The 13,389-nt window shown below is 65.9% G+C and carries 11 protein-coding genes; 4 read left to right on the top strand and 7 right to left on the bottom strand.

All coding sequences use genetic code 11. The features are described 5' to 3' along the window. On the bottom strand, positions 1 to 1,577 hold a 1,577-nt coding region (gene hrpA / locus B2W70_RS06480), incomplete at its 3' end, for an ATP-dependent RNA helicase HrpA (RefSeq protein WP_286743972.1). A 96-nt stretch (positions 1,578 to 1,673) separates the two neighbouring features. Between hrpA and B2W70_RS06475 the strand changes: the two genes are divergently transcribed. Beyond that, positions 1,674 to 3,158 (top strand): amidase, encoded by a 1,485-nt coding sequence (locus B2W70_RS06475; RefSeq protein ID WP_286743971.1) that lies wholly within the window; start codon positions 1,674 to 1,676, stop codon positions 3,156 to 3,158. Positions 3,159 to 3,188: 30 nt separating this feature from the next. Here the strand turns inward: B2W70_RS06475 and B2W70_RS06470 are convergent, their stop codons facing one another. After that, positions 3,189 to 3,842, bottom strand: a complete 654-nt coding sequence (locus B2W70_RS06470; RefSeq protein WP_286743970.1) for a hypothetical protein — start codon at positions 3,840 to 3,842, stop codon at positions 3,189 to 3,191. Positions 3,843 to 3,993: 151 nt separating this feature from the next. On the opposite strand from B2W70_RS06470, the gene argA reads away from it, so the two are divergent. The 3 genes from argA (at position 3,994) to B2W70_RS06455 (ending at position 6,868) form a co-directional block, all read left to right on the top strand. Further along, entirely contained in the window at positions 3,994 to 5,379 is a 1,386-nt protein-coding gene (gene argA / locus B2W70_RS06465; RefSeq protein ID WP_058087816.1) for an amino-acid N-acetyltransferase, read from the top strand. 56 nt (positions 5,380 to 5,435) lie between these two features. Next, positions 5,436 to 5,708 (top strand): oxidative damage protection protein, encoded by a 273-nt coding sequence (locus B2W70_RS06460; RefSeq protein ID WP_286743968.1) that lies wholly within the window; start codon positions 5,436 to 5,438, stop codon positions 5,706 to 5,708. 221 nt (positions 5,709 to 5,929) lie between these two features. Next, positions 5,930 to 6,868: a polysaccharide deacetylase family protein gene (locus tag B2W70_RS06455; protein ID WP_286743966.1), complete on the top strand. Its 939-nt coding sequence runs from the start codon at positions 5,930 to 5,932 to the stop codon at positions 6,866 to 6,868. A gap of 39 nt (positions 6,869 to 6,907) precedes the next feature. Here B2W70_RS06455 and B2W70_RS06450 read toward each other — a convergent pair whose 3' ends face one another. The 5 genes from B2W70_RS06450 to B2W70_RS06430 all read right to left on the bottom strand — a co-directional run. Continuing rightward, positions 6,908 to 7,864 carry an alpha-E domain-containing protein gene (locus B2W70_RS06450; RefSeq protein ID WP_286743979.1) on the bottom strand — a complete coding sequence of 319 codons (957 nt, stop codon included), beginning with the start codon at positions 7,862 to 7,864 and terminating at the stop codon, positions 6,908 to 6,910. A 115-nt stretch (positions 7,865 to 7,979) separates the two neighbouring features. Continuing rightward, positions 7,980 to 9,425, bottom strand: a complete 1,446-nt coding sequence (locus B2W70_RS06445; protein ID WP_058087819.1) for a circularly permuted type 2 ATP-grasp protein — start codon at positions 9,423 to 9,425, stop codon at positions 7,980 to 7,982. Between the two features lie 324 nt (positions 9,426 to 9,749). Then, positions 9,750 to 10,334, bottom strand: coding sequence for a hypothetical protein (locus B2W70_RS06440; protein ID WP_286743964.1), 585 nt, complete (start codon positions 10,332 to 10,334; stop codon positions 9,750 to 9,752). 127 nt (positions 10,335 to 10,461) lie between these two features. Further along, positions 10,462 to 11,409, bottom strand: a complete 948-nt coding sequence (locus B2W70_RS06435; RefSeq protein WP_286743962.1) for a transglutaminase family protein — start codon at positions 11,407 to 11,409, stop codon at positions 10,462 to 10,464. Then, a partial coding sequence (locus B2W70_RS06430; RefSeq protein ID WP_286743960.1) for a circularly permuted type 2 ATP-grasp protein occupies positions 11,406 to 13,389 on the bottom strand: 1,984 nt, incomplete at its 5' end. The genes B2W70_RS06435 and B2W70_RS06430, both read right to left, overlap by 4 nt.

Here is a 13,389-nt window from a genome sequence, read left to right as displayed (position 1 = left end):
GACTCGTCCAGCCACTTCCACAGCTTGAGCGTGCCCATGAACTCCGACTTCTCGTCGTCGAACTGCTTGTGCTTGGTGTCGGCCTGCTGCTGCTGGTCGATGGGCCGGTCGCGCACGTCCTGCACGCTCAAAGACGCGGCGATCACCAGCACCTCGGCCAGGGCCTGGCGGTCCTTGGCCTCCAAAATCATGCGACCCACACGCGGGTCAAGAGGCAGCTTCGCCAGCGTCTGGCCCAGCGGCGTGATCTCGTTGTCGTCGTCGACCGCGCCGAGCTCGTTGAGCAACTGATAACCGTCGGCGATGGCCTTGCGCAGCGGTGGCTCGATGAAGGGGAAGTCCTCCACGTGCCCCAGGTGCAGCGACTTCATCCGCAAGATCACGCCGGCCAGCGACGAGCGCAGGATCTCGGGGTCGGTGAAGCGGGGCCGCGCGTTGAAGTCCTTCTCGTCGTACAGGCGGATGCAGATGCCGTTGGCCACCCGGCCGCAACGGCCCGCGCGCTGGTTGGCCGCCGCCTGGCTGATGGGCTCGACCTGCAGCTGCTCGACCTTGTTGCGGAAGCTGTAGCGCTTGACCCGCGCGCTGCCGCTGTCGATCACGTAGCGGATGCCCGGGACCGTCAGCGAGGTCTCGGCCACGTTGGTGGCCAGCACGATGCGCCGACCGTTGCCCGTCTGGAAGACGCGGTCCTGCTCCTGCTGACTCAAGCGCGCAAACAGCGGCAGCACCTCGGCCACGACGCGGCCATTGGCCAGGTGCTTGCGCAGGTGGTCGGCCGCTTCGCGGATCTCGCGCTCACCAGGCAGGAAGACGAGGATGTCGCCGGAGCCCTCGCGCCACAGCTCGTCCACGCCATCGGCGATGGCCTCGTTCAGCCCGTACTCGCGGCTTTCCTCGAAAGGCCGGTAGCGTTGCTCGACCGGGTACAGCCGCCCCGACACCAGGATGATCGGCGCCGGTCCTTTGGCGGATTCGAAATGCTTGGCGAACCGGTCGGCATCGATGGTCGCCGAGGTGACGATGATCTTCAGATCGGGCCGGCGCGGCAGCAACTGACGCAGGTAGCCCAGCAGGAAGTCGATGTTCAGGCTGCGTTCGTGGGCCTCGTCGATGATGATCGTGTCGTAGGCCTTGAGGTCCGGGTCGCCCTGCGTTTCGGCCAGCAAGATGCCGTCGGTCATCAGCTTGACGCTGGCGCCAGGCTGCAGCCGGTCCTGGAAGCGGATCTTGTAGCCCACCACGTCGCCCAGGGGCGTGTTCAGCTCTTCGGCGATGCGCTTGGCCACGCTCGAAGCCGCGATGCGGCGCGGCTGGGTGTGGCCGATCAGCTTGGGGCGCTTGCCGTGCTCGCGCGGCTGGCCCCATCCGCCCCGGCCCAGGGCCATGGCGATCTTGGGCAGCTGCGTGGTCTTGCCCGAACCGGTTTCGCCACAGACGATGACCACCTGGTGCTCACGCAGGGCGGCTTCGATCTCGTGGCGCTTGCCGCTGACGGGCAAGGATTCAGGAAAATTCAGGGTGGCTTGGCTCACGGTGGCAGCACGCTCGAGGGGCAGACAGGCAAAGTCCGCCATTATCGGCTTGACGGGTCGGCTGGGGAAAGCACGGGGTGCCGGCATGACAGGCACGCGGCACGCTCATGCCTTTCCCGCAGACCCGAAACACCCCTCATGAAGTTCGAAGAGTACGTGCAGCACGACGCCCTGGGCCTGGCCGAACTGGTCCGCCGTGGCGAGGTCCAACCCTCCGAGCTGGTGGCAGCGGCGCTCTCGCGGGTCGACGCGGTTCAACCGAAGCTCAACGCGCTGGTGCGCCGCATGGACGAAGAGCACCGCCGCCAGCTGCAGCAGCCCGTGGACCCGGCCCGTCCCTTTGCCGGCGTGCCCTTTCTGCTCAAAGACCTGTTCCAGGAGGTGGCCGGCTGGCCCATGGGCAGCGGCAGCCGCTCGATGCAGAACGTCAAGGCCGAGCTCGACTCCGACGTGGCGCGCCGCTGGCGCGAGGCCGGCCTGGTCTTCATTGGCCAGACCAACACCCCCGAGTTCGGCGCGCGCAACGTCACCGAGCCGCTGGCTGGCGGCCCCACCCGCAACCCTTGGGACCTTTCGCGCACGCCGGGGGGATCCTCGGGCGGCTCGGCCTCGGCTGTCGCTGCAGGTGTGGTGCCCATGGCGGGTGCCAACGACGGCGGCGGATCCATCCGCATCCCGGCGGCCTGCTGCGGCCTGTTCGGACTGAAAGTGGGCCGTGGCCGCATCCCCATGGGCCCGCTGTTCGGCGAAGGCATGAACGGCGCAGCGGTGCAGGGTGTGGTCTCGCGCAGCGTGCGTGACACGGCCGCATCGCTGGACGTGCTGCAAGGCCCCGAGCCCCACGCCCCCTACTTCATGCCTGCGCCGCCGCGCTCTTACCTGGAAGCCGCCAGCGAGCCCCTGCGCCCGCTGCGCATCGGTTTCTCGTCGGCCTCGCCGCTGGGCACCGAGGTGCACCCCGAGGCGCGCAAGGCGGTGGAACAGGCCGCCCGCCTGCTCGAATCGCTGGGCCACCACGTTGAAGAAGCCGCACCCGCCATCGACGGGGTGCAACTGTCACAAGACTTCCTGCTGAGCTGGTTCGCCTGCCAGGCCGCCATCGTCGACGACATCATCGAACGCCATGGCGCCAGCCCCGGCGACTTCGAGCCCGACACCCGCGCCATGGCCTCCGTGGGCCGCAGCGTGGGCGGACCCGAGCTGGTGCGCAGCCAGGGCCGCTGGAACGAACACGTGCACGCCCTGGCGCGCTTTCAACAGCGCTTCGATTTCTGGCTGAGCCCAACGCTCAGTGCCCCGCCCATCCGCATCGGAGAAATGGCCACGCCGCGCAGCCTGCAGCTCATCAACGAGTTGGTGTCGGCCTTGAAGCTGTCTGGCCTCTTGCGCCACACCCCGCAGTTCAAGCAGGTCACCATCCAGAACCTGGCCTGGACGCCTTACACCCAGCTGGCCAACATCACGGGTCGCCCGGCCATGTCGGTGCCACTGCACTGGACACCGGAGGGCTTGCCACTGGGTGTTCAGTTCACCGGAGCGCTCGACTCGGAATTCAAGCTGCTGCAACTCGCTTTTCAACTGGAAGCGGCCCAGCCCTGGTTCACTCGGAGGCCCGTGCTTTGAGCGCCCGAAGAGCCCCTGCTTGAGCGCCGTTCAGGAACTGCGCGAACAGGGCTCCGGCAGGGCGTCACGGAGCTCCGCCGCAGCGGCCGCTTCCAGGTGCCGCTGGTGCAAGGCCTGCACCGCCACCAGCACCAGCAAGGCGGCCACGCACTCCAGGATCTCTTCGTAGAGCACGTCTTCGCCAAACCAGTGGTCCATCACCTGAGAGATGGCAAGTGCAGCGAAAGCCCCCATCAGCAACCTGCCGACCGGGTTGCGCCACCCCTGGCGCCACCACATGAAAACCAGGAGGTGCCAGCACGCGACAATGCCCGAGAGCAGGCAGCCCACCACGGCCACGGCCTCGGTGAGGCGGCGCGACCAATGCACAGAGGGATCGAAATAGTGCGCCAGACGCATCAGGGCCTTGCCGCTGGGAATGAGTTCAGCCGGGACGCCATGCTCGCGGATGGCAAGGCAGGCGCAAACAATCGCCAGAGCCAAGGCAGCACCAGGCGCGGGACGATGCATGAGCAGCAGACAGCCCCCCGCAATGAACCAGACAATCACCGAAAGGGATTCGACCGGGCCGTTCTCGACGGCAAACCAGTCGCCCAGGCTCGGCCAGACGACGCCCACGGCCGTCGCGGTCACGGCCAACAGGGCCACGAGCCAAGTCAGCACAACATGGGTTTTATCGGACACGGCAACACCTCTGGGCAGCAACGCGGGTAACCCGCTATTTTGACACTTCCATGACAATCACACCCAGCCCATCGGTCCAATCCCCGAAACCGCTAACATTGGACCTGTCACGCTCAAGCGCCCCGCGAGCGTCCGCTTGCCCTCGCCCGCCATGGACCTTGTCTTTCCCCATTTGTTTGTGCCCTGGTTTCGCTCGGTGGCGCCGCACATCCACGCCCACCGGGGCAAGACCTTCGTGGTCGGCCTCTCCGGTGAGCTGATCGCCGCCGGCAAACTCGCCAGCTTCGTGCAAGACCTCGCACTCATGCACGCCATGGGCATCAAGGTCGTGCTGGCTCATGGCTTTCGCCCGCAGCTCGAAGAGCAGTTGCGCGCCAAGGGTCAGGAGTCTCGCTTCAGCCACGGCATGCGCATCACCGACGAAGTGGCCCTGGACTGCGCCCAGGAAGCCGCCGGTCAGTTGCGCTATGAAATCGAGGCCGCCTTCTCGCTGGGGCTGCCCAACACCCCGATGGCGGGCGCGGCCATCAGCCTGATTTCGGGCAACTTCATCACCGCCCGCCCCGTCGGCATCGTCGACGGCGTGGACTTCAAGCACACCGGGCTGGTGCGCAAGATCGACGCGATGGCCATTCGCCGCGCCATCGACACCGGCTCGCTGGTCATGCTCTCGCCCTTTGGCTTTTCGCACACCGGCGAGGCCTTCAACCTGAGCATGGAAGACGTGGCCACCTGCGCGGCCATCGCCCTGCAGGCCGACAAGCTCATCTTCGTGACCGAAGTGCGCGGCATCCTGCAGGCCATCGTGCAGGACCCGGTGCAGGCCGATGCACTCGAGGCGCGACACCACAACGACCCGGACGCCGAGATCGATCAGGAGCTGGCCCTGGCGGAAGCCAAACGCCTGCTGGCAGCGCTGCCCAACCCCACCGAACCCACCGACACGGCCTTCTACCTGCAGCACGCCGTCAAGGCCAGCGAAGGCGGGGTCGAGCGCGTGCACATCATCCCCTTCAAGGTCGATGGCGCCTTGCTGATGGAGGTGTTCACGCACGACGGCGTGGGCACCATGATCGTCGACGAAAAACTCGAGAGCCTGCGCGAGGCCACGCCCGATGACGTCGGCGGCATCCTGCAACTGATCGAGCCTTTCGAGCAGGACGGCACGCTTGTCAAGCGCAGCCGCACCGAGATCGAGCGCGACGTGGCGCAATACACCGTGATCGAGCACGACGGCGTCATCTTCGGTTGCGCGGCGCTCTACCCCTACCCCGAGGCCGGCACCGCCGAGATGGCCGCACTCACCATCTCGCCCAGCGTGCAAGGCCAGGGTGACGGCGAACGCATCCTCAAACGCATCGAGCAGCGCGCACGGGCCATGGGCCTGCAGACGCTGTTCGTGCTCACCACACGCACCATGCACTGGTTCAACAAGCGCGGCTTCGCGCCGGTTGACCCGGACTGGCTGCCCGAGGCGCGCAAGCGGTCCTACAAATGGGACCGCCGCTCGCAGGTGCTCGTCAAGCACCTGAAGTAAGACGCCGCCCCCTTCATCCCATTCATCAGACCAGACAAGAAAGCAAAGGCCCCCACATGGCACGCACCATCCAATGTTCGTACCTCAAGAAAGACGGCGAAGGCATGGATTTCGCCCCTTACCCGGGTGAGCTGGGCAAGCGCATCTACAACGAAGTCAGCAAGGAAGCCTGGCAACTGTGGATGAAGCACCAGACCATGCTGGTCAACGAAAACCGCCTGAACCTGGCCGACGCCCGCGCCCGCCAGTACCTGGCGCGGCAAATGGAGCAGTTCTTCTTCGGAGAAGGTGCAGAGCAAGTCCAAGGTTACGTGCCCCCCTCTGCTTGAGGGGAATCAGCCCGCTGGGAACAAAAGCCGTGCGGCGTCGGCAGTTGACCCCACCGGTTAGGTGTAACCTTATGCAAAATAGTTCGGGAGCCCCGTTGTTGACGACAGACGCTAACGCCAGCGCCCTCGGGGCCTGCCCCCCTGCACAGAGCCCCGGGTACCTCGGAGCTTCGCTGGCATTTGGCTGCTGGGCCTGACACGGGGAGAAGGTGGCCGCAAACGTGTTTTCTCCGAGCAAACTGGCGGGCGGCCCCCAGGCGGCGCTGCCCATCCTCATGTACCACCGGGTGCTCGATCGCCCGGACCCGCTGCAAGGTGAGATTCACCTGGCACGGGTGATGGACACCCAGTTCCGCACGCTGCGCCAGTTTTTCAAGGTGCTGCCCCTGGACGAAGCCGCGGAGATGTTGGCCGCGGGGAAGTTGCCTGCGCGTGCTGTCTGCATCACCTTCGACGACGGCTACCGCGACAACCATGACCTGGCCCTGCCCCTGCTGCAGCGCCATGGGCTCACAGCCACGTTCTACGTCGCCAGCAGCTACCTCAATGGCGGGATGATCTTCCATGACGTGCTGATCGAGACCATCCGGCACGCCCCCACCGGCATCCTGGACCTGGGCATCGACGGGCTCGAGCGCCTGCCCATCAGCGACATGGCCTCGCGCGTGGCCGCCGTCCAGCACCTCATGGGTGCCATGAAATACCTGCCGCCCTTGCAGCGCCAGCAGTTGTCCGAACGGCTGCTTGACACGCTCGGCGCGAACGCTCCGCGCTCGCTCATGATGACCGACGAGCAGGTGCGCGCGATGTCGCGCAGCGGCATGGGCATCGGCGGGCACACAGCCCACCATGTCATCCTCTCGAAGCTGAGCCCGGAAGCGGCGCGAGAGGAAATCGTTGCCAACCGCCAAACCCTCTCGGGTCTGATCAACAAGCCACTGGTCTCGTTCGCCTACCCCAACGGCAAGCCAGGCATCGACTACGACGCCAGCCATGTCGCGTTGGTGCGCGAGCTGGGTTACCGCAACGCGGTCTCGACCCATTCTGCGGTGGGCACCCGACAGGCAAACATCCTGGAGCTGCCCCGCTTCGTGCTCAACGAGACCACGCCGATCGGCGTGATCCTGCGCATGCTTCGGATGACGGCCTACTCGGTTTGATGCCCCTGCGAGGCCCGAGAGGCCGCCCTGCGACAAACCTCAAGCCGGCATGAGGAAGTCGCGGCTGATGCCGTAGCCCAAATCGCCCACGCGGTCGAGGAACTGCGTGAGGTAGGCGTGCAGGCCGGTGGCCACGATCTCGTCGATGCGGCTGAACTGCAGGTCGGCGCGCAGGCGGCCCGCGCGGCGCAGGGTCTCGTGGCTGTGGTCGTTGGCCACGGCGCGCAGGTTGCTCACCACCTCGTCCATGCAGTAGACGAGCGAGCGCGGCATCTCGGCGCGCAGGATCAGCAACTCGGCCACTTTCTCGGGGCGGATGACGTTGCGGTAGACCTTGCGGTAGACCTCGAAGGCCGAGACCGAACGCAGCACGGCCGACCAGTGATAGAAGTCGACCTCCTTGCCCTCGTTGCCCGCGCCCGAGCCGAAGAACTCGGTGTTGCGCGCGTGGAACTTCACGTCGAGGAGGCGGGCCGTGTTGTCTGCGCGCTCCAGGAAGGTGCCGATGCGCTGGAAGTGGAAGGACTCGTCCTGCAGCATGGTGCCCAGCGTCACGCCGCGCGAGAGGTGCGAACGGAACTTCACCCACTCGAACAGCTCGGCAGGGTCCTTGGCCAGCGCCCCCGACTTGATGAGGCGATTGAACTCGAGCCAGGTCTGGTTCATGGTCTCCCAGACCTCGGTGGTCAGGGCCCCACGCACCGCGCGGGCATTTTCACGGGCCGCACGCAAGCAATTGAGGATGCTCGACGGGTTGCCAGCGTCGGTGACCATGAACGTCATGACGTCACGCGCATTGACCTCGTCGTGCTTGTTCCGATACTCCTGCATCAGCTCGCTGATGCTGAGCAGACCTTGCCAGCCCTGCAGGGCCGACTCGCTCGACTGTGGCAGCAGCGAGGTCTGGTAGTTGACGTCGAGCAGGCGCGCGGTGTTTTCGGCGCGCTCCATGTAACGGGCCATCCAGAAGAGGTGGTCGGCGGTGCGCGACAGCATGGGCTTGGTCTCCAGGTGCGAGGCGCTTGCTGCTCGCAAGGCCCCGGTTTCGGTCTCGATCAATTGCGTGGGCAGGTGGTCTTCGATGCGTTCGTTGAGCATGGCCAGGCCTCCTTCAGCTTTCCAGAACCCAGGTGTCCTTGGTGCCACCGCCCTGCGAGCTGTTGACCACCAGCGAGCCTTCTTTGAGGGCCACGCGTGTCAGGCCACCGGGCACCATCTGCACGGTCTTGCCGGAGAGCACGAAGGGGCGCAGGTCGATGTGACGTGGCGCGATGCCGCTTTCCACGAACGTCGGGCAGGTCGACAGCGACAGCGTGGGCTGAGCAATGTAGTTGCTCGGGTTGGCCAGCAAAGCCTTGCGGAAGTCCTCGATCTGGGCCTTGGTGGAAGCCGGCCCGACCAGCATGCCGTAGCCGCCGGCGCCGTGCACCTCCTTGACGACCAGCTCAGCCAGGTGGTCGAGCGTGTACTGCAGGTCGGCCTTGTCGCGGCAGATGTAGGTGGGCACGTTCTGCAAGATGGGCTTTTCACCGAGGTAGAACTCGATCATCTTGGGCACGTAGGGGTAGATCGACTTGTCGTCGGCAATGCCGGTGCCGAAGGCGTTGGCCAGGGTCACGTTGCCGGCGCGGTAGGCGCGCAAGAGCCCCGCGACGCCCAAGGTCGAATCCTTGCGGAAGACCTCCGGGTCCATGAAGTCGTCGTCGACGCGGCGGTAGATGACGTCCACGCGCTGCGGGCCGCGCGTGGTGCGCATGTAGACGAAGTCGTCCTTGACGAAGAGATCCTTGCCCTCGACCAGCTCGATCCCCATTTGCTGAGCCAGGAAGGCATGCTCGAAATAGGCCGAGTTGTACATGCCGGGGGTGAGCACCACCGCCGTGGGCTCGTTGACCGAGGCGGGCGCCAGCGCTCGCAGCGTGTCGAGCAGCAAGTCGGGGTAATGCGCCACGGGCGCGATGCGGTGCTCGGCGAACAGCTCGGGGAAGAGCCGCATCATCATTTTGCGGTTCTCGAGCATGTAGCTCACGCCGGAAGGTACCCGCAGGTTGTCTTCCAGCACGTAGTAGGTGCCGCTGCCATCGGGGTTGCAGGCTCGCACGATGTCGATGCCCGAGATGATGGAGTAGATGCCGCCGGGCACGTTCACGCCCATCATTTCCTTGCGGAACTGGGCGTTGTTGAGCACCGGCTCCGAGGGGATGACGCCAGCCTTGAGGATTTCCTGGTCGTGGTAGATGTCGTCCAGGAATCGGTTGAGCGCGGTGACGCGTTGCTTGAGGCCCTTTTCCATCTCCTTCCACTCGTGGCTGGGGATGATGCGAGGGATCAGGTCGAAGGGAATGAGGCGTTCGGTGCCCGAACCATCCTCGTCCTTGTCACCGTAAACCGCGAAGGTGATGCCCACGCGGCGGAAGATCATCTCGGCTTCGTCGCGCCGGGAGGACATCAGCTCCTGCGGCTGACGGCCAAGCCAGCGTTCGTAGGTCTGGTAATGGTCGCGCACCTGCTTGTCGGCGCCGGCGCTGCTGGCGTGCATCTCGTCGAAGAATCGCATCGGGTGACCCTCTTGGGGCTTTCAGAAACAGCGGTGAGCAAGCCAATGCACTAACCGTGCCAGCCCGCAAAACTTGCACCAAGACAGAACCCCACAGGCCAGCCACGTTGCCCTGGATGCCGCACCATGGTGCACCACCGACTGAGACTGGTGCAAGCCATCGGGTCAAAGTGGATGCGCCCACGGTGTTACGCACCAACATGTTCACCCACGAGGAGCCAATGTGTGATGCGCGCGCCACAGGCAGCCGGGTGACGCCAGCCAGGCTGCCCAAAAAAAAGGCACCGTGAGGTGCCTTGTGCCGGATCGCCAGGGGCGAACTCGTCAAGCTTGAGCGCGGCCCGGCTGTCGACGGCGGCTCCACAGGACGGCAGCCGCCAGGCCCATTGCGGACAAGGCAAGCTGCGAGGCTTCAGGTGCCGGCGAAGCCACGGCGCTGAACGAATAGGCCCACTCATTGACGGGCCAGAAGCCGTCCGGGTTGTCCACGGAATGGCCGATGAAGCGAAGCGTGTACGCACCCTCGAGCAAGTGCGAGAAGGTGAAATTCAAGCGCGCGCTGCCCGGGTCGAACGAGTAGGTGTTCACGGGACCACTGCTGCCCGCCGAATACAACTCGACCGCGGTGAAGAGGTAGGGCGTCAGGCCCGACGAAGACTGCCAGACCGAACCGACCTGCCCGACGATGTCGGTGAACCGGTCGGATGGCGAGACGGGGCTGTTGCCCCAGCCGATGAAAAAGCCCTGGTCTCTGTAGAAGGAGCCCGGCTCCTGGGCGTAGGACATCCCGCCACGAAGGTTGCCCGCGCCGATGGGACGCGAACCTGGGCCCAGATCGGCCTGAGCGTGAGCGACCGCGTGCATGCCCAACCAGGCAGCAAGCAAGATGAGTTTGTGAAAGGCGTTCACATTCGTCCTCATGATTTTGGTATCCGGAAAGTCTATATGTAATTCAGTGCGTCACGTCACACATCCCCAAGTCGGGTGCCTTGGGCTCGCTGAACTGACAAAGGGGGACAAAAACCGCCAAATCGGCTCAGGAGGCACGCTGCAAACGGGTGGTCACGCGCACATCCAGGGTGTGGTGCCCGCCACCTCGGATGACACCTCGCAGCGGGGTGACATCACCAAAATCGCGGCCATGGGCCACCCGAACGTGGTGCACGCCCGGCACGCAATCGTTCGTCGGGTCGAGGTCCAGCCAGTCATCCGAGCCAGGCAGCCCCAGCCCGGGCACCCAGACACTGAGCCAGGCATGCGAAGCGTCGGCGCCCACCAGGGCCACTTGCCCTGGCGGCGGCAAGGTCAGGAGATAGCCACTCACATAGCGGGCGGCCAGCCCACTGGCGCGCAGGCAGCCCAGCATGAGGTGGGCGAAGTCCTGGCAGACGCCCCGGCGACGCGCGAACACCTCCAGGATGGGGGTGGAGATGTCGGTGGACGCTGGCGCGTAGGTGAAGTCGCGGTGGATGCGCTGCATCAGCTCGATGACCGACTCGGCCAAAGGACGATCGTCGCGCAAGGACGCACCAGCGTAGGCACGCAGCTCGGGGTGAAGCGGCACGAACGGCGATGCGTAGAGGTATTCGCTGGCGGCTTCAAAGGGTGCGTGAGCGCAGTAGGCCAGCCGCTCTTTCACGTCGCCGCAAGTGGGCCCCTGATCAGGGGCCAGCGCCTGGTAACGGTGTCGCACCTCGACCTCGCTGCGCGCCAGCACGCGCAACTCGGCGTGCGCCGCGTGCATCGCAAAGTAGGCACGGCTGTTGCCATGGCTGTCTCGCCTGACGCTGTGTTGGGCCGGCGTGGGCTCGACCACCATGTCGAACGAGAGCAGTCGTTGCCCCCCATCGGACAGGGGACGCAAGCAGGCGATGTGCTGCGATTGCTCCACCGGGTGGTCGTAGTGGTAGAGGGTTTCGTGCTCGACCGACAGCCGGGCGCTGCCGACCTCGGGGGTCGACACGGGCAGCTCAAGCAGGCTCATGCACTCACCATGGAGTCGTTGGGCTCGGCGTGCACGAAGTACTGGCGGGCGATCTCGTCCGAGAGGCGCCAACCGGCATCCAGCAGGCGATCGCACAGGGCCAGCACGCGGGCGTGCCCCTCTTTCGGATCACAGAGCAGCTCCAGTTCGACACCAACGCCCTGGTGGGGCAGCAACGCGAGCAGGTCATCGTGCAAGCCCGTGCGATCGGGCAGCTTGCCCAACTCTGTGCGCAAACGGCGCAGCACGCAGGCCAGCGCCCTTGGGTTGGTTTCGTCGTGCACGAGCAAGGCCAGCAACGCAGGCACCTCCAGCCGACGCTGGAAGCGAGCACGGAAGGTGATGGCGCTGTCGAAGATGTCGAGCAGCTGGTCGAAGCCTTGCGCTTGCGACAAGGCGCGGTGGACCCAAAAGGCGCGCAGGAAGGCGGTGTAACCCACCAGGCGCTCGATCAGTCGGCCCACCGTCAACAGGCGCCAGCCGACGTCGCGGGTCATGCGGTCGGTCTGCGCGCCGGTGACCGCAGCCAGTTGCATGGCCAATTGCTCCAGGGCCGCATCGGCCTGTTGCAAGCCCGGGTGCTGCCCAGTGGGCACGTCCTGGATCAAGGCCTGGCGAAAACCTTCCCCCAGGCTGCGCAGCAACCGAGCATGCGCGGGTGAGAGGCGCTCTCGCAGAGACTGAGAGGAGCGAGACAGGGCCTCGAGGTTGTAGCCCAGGCTGAAGGCACCCTGGGTGGCGCGTTCGTCGGACAGGGCATCGAGCACGGCGCGCTCGAACACGCGAGGCGCTTTGTGCAGAGCCGGCGCGCCGGGTGGCACCAGACCGTTCAGGGCTGCAAGGTCAGAGAGCGCTTGCAACACGTGCTCGTCGGCTTCGTCTTCGCTGGTCTGCAAGCTCAGCAGGCCTTGCACCAGGCGCAGTTGCTGCTCGGCACGCTCGGTGTAGCGGCCCATCCAGAACAGGTTCTCGCCGGTGCGGCTGGCCACGGGACGCTGGCGTTGCGCGAGCTCGTCCGGGCGCACAGCGCTGGGCAGCATCGAGAAGGTGTCGACCGCGTCCTCGGTGAGCACCCAGGTGTCCATCGAGCTGCCGCCCAATTGCATGGACACGGGGCCTGCGTCGCGCGTGGCGATGCGGGTCATGCCACCGGGCAGCACCTGCCAACCGCCCTTGCCATCCGACAGCGCATAGACGCGCAAGGAGGCCCCGCGCATGGCGATGTGGCCCGCTTGCCAGACCGGGGCCTGTGCATAGGGCACGAAGCCCTGAACGGTGTAGGCGGCCGGGTCGTGGTCGATGCGTTCTCGCCAGCTGTTCAAGGCGGGTTGCGACAGGGTCTGGCCCAGCACCGCATCGAAACTCTGGCGCAGGCGCGGAGAGCCAAAGCCGGGTGTGCCGGCATAGGGGTAGCTGGGGCGGATGACCTGGCTGGCGAGATCGGGTGCGATGTCGGCCCAGGCCGAGGCTTCGCCGCACCACCAGGTCGGCAGCGACGGCAGGCTGAGTTCCTCGCCCAGCAGGTGCCTGGACAGCGCTGGCAAGAAGCCATGCACTGCGGGCGATTCGAGGAAGCCCGTGCCCAGCGCGTTGGCCAGCACAACGTGGCCGGCGCGCACCGCTTGCATCAGGCCTGGCACGCCCAGGTGGGAGTCGGAGCGCAGCTCCAGCGGGTCGCAGAAGTCGTCGTCCAGGCGGCGCAGCAGACCGTGCAATGGCTCCAGCCCCTGCACGGTCTTGAGGAAGAGGCGCTCGTCTCGAACGACCAGGTCGCCACCTTCCACCAAGGGCAGGCCGAGGTAACGCGCCAGGTAGGCTTGCTCGAAATAGGTCTCGTTGTAGGGGCCTGGCGTGAGCAAGGCCAGTCGGGGAGCCTGGCCATCTGCGCAAGGCTCGGCCAGCTCGGTGAGCGTGTCGACCATGCGGCGGTAGCCCGAGGCCAGGTGCTGCACGTTCATGGCTCGGTAGGCATCGGGGAAC

It is taken from the genome of Aquabacterium sp. UBA2148 (genome assembly GCF_002328915.1).
Taxonomy (GTDB): domain Bacteria; phylum Pseudomonadota; class Gammaproteobacteria; order Burkholderiales; family Burkholderiaceae_C; genus Aquabacterium; species Aquabacterium parvum.
This window is presented reverse-complemented; position numbering and strand designations above follow the sequence as displayed.

What these genes read in the sequence shown, in the direction of transcription:
- B2W70_RS06475 (WP_286743971.1), top strand. Translation starts at nt 1,674, where the DNA reads ATGAAGTTCGAAGAGTACGTGCAGCACGACGCCCTGGGCCTGGCCGAA.
- argA (WP_058087816.1), top strand. Translation starts at nt 3,994, where the DNA reads ATGGACCTTGTCTTTCCCCATTTGTTTGTGCCCTGGTTTCGCTCGGTG.
- B2W70_RS06460 (WP_286743968.1), top strand. Translation starts at nt 5,436, where the DNA reads ATGGCACGCACCATCCAATGTTCGTACCTCAAGAAAGACGGCGAAGGC.
- B2W70_RS06450 (WP_286743979.1), bottom strand. Translation starts at nt 7,864, where the DNA reads ATGCTGTCGCGCACCGCCGACCACCTCTTCTGGATGGCCCGTTACATG.
- B2W70_RS06445 (WP_058087819.1), bottom strand. Translation starts at nt 9,425, where the DNA reads ATGCGATTCTTCGACGAGATGCACGCCAGCAGCGCCGGCGCCGACAAG.
- B2W70_RS06435 (WP_286743962.1), bottom strand. Translation starts at nt 11,409, where the DNA reads ATGAGCCTGCTTGAGCTGCCCGTGTCGACCCCCGAGGTCGGCAGCGCC.